Source organism: Escherichia sp. WS1152 (assembly GCF_046487665.1).
In the GTDB taxonomy this organism is placed as follows: domain Bacteria; phylum Pseudomonadota; class Gammaproteobacteria; order Enterobacterales; family Enterobacteriaceae; genus Escherichia; species Escherichia coli.
In genome coordinates this window covers 1-813 of the sequence record NZ_JBJQJA010000059.1, presented here as the reverse complement: position 1 = coordinate 813, position 813 = coordinate 1, and the positions used below count along the sequence as shown (strand labels likewise).

The 813-nt window shown below is 53.1% G+C and carries 1 rRNA gene; it reads left to right on the top strand.

Annotated elements, in window-relative coordinates:
* A 23S ribosomal RNA gene (locus ACJHW7_RS25270) occupies positions 1-813 on the top strand; the annotation flags it as partial.

Here is an 813-nt window from a genome sequence, read left to right as displayed (position 1 = left end):
TGTGAGCTCGATGAGTAGGGCGGGACACGTGGTATCCTGTCTGAATATGGGGGGACCATCCTCCAAGGCTAAATACTCCTGACTGACCGATAGTGAACCAGTACCGTGAGGGAAAGGCGAAAAGAACCCCGGCGAGGGGAGTGAAAAAGAACCTGAAACCGTGTACGTACAAGCAGTGGGAGCACGCTTAGGCGTGTGACTGCGTACCTTTTGTATAATGGGTCAGCGACTTATATTCTGTAGCAAGGTTAACCGAATAGGGGAGCCGAAGGGAAACCGAGTCTTAACTGGGCGTTAAGTTGCAGGGTATAGACCCGAAACCCGGTGATCTAGCCATGGGCAGGTTGAAGGTTGGGTAACACTAACTGGAGGACCGAACCGACTAATGTTGAAAAATTAGCGGATGACTTGTGGCTGGGGGTGAAAGGCCAATCAAACCGGGAGATAGCTGGTTCTCCCCGAAAGCTATTTAGGTAGCGCCTCGTGAATTCATCTCCGGGGGTAGAGCACTGTTTCGGCAAGGGGGTCATCCCGACTTACCAACCCGATGCAAACTGCGAATACCGGAGAATGTTATCACGGGAGACACACGGCGGGTGCTAACGTCCGTCGTGAAGAGGGAAACAACCCAGACCGCCAGCTAAGGTCCCAAAGTCATGGTTAAGTGGGAAACGATGTGGGAAGGCCCAGACAGCCAGGATGTTGGCTTAGAAGCAGCCATCATTTAAAGAAAGCGTAATAGCTCACTGGTCGAGTCGGCCTGCGCGGAAGATGTAACGGGGCTAAACCATGCACCGAAGCTGCGGCAGCGAC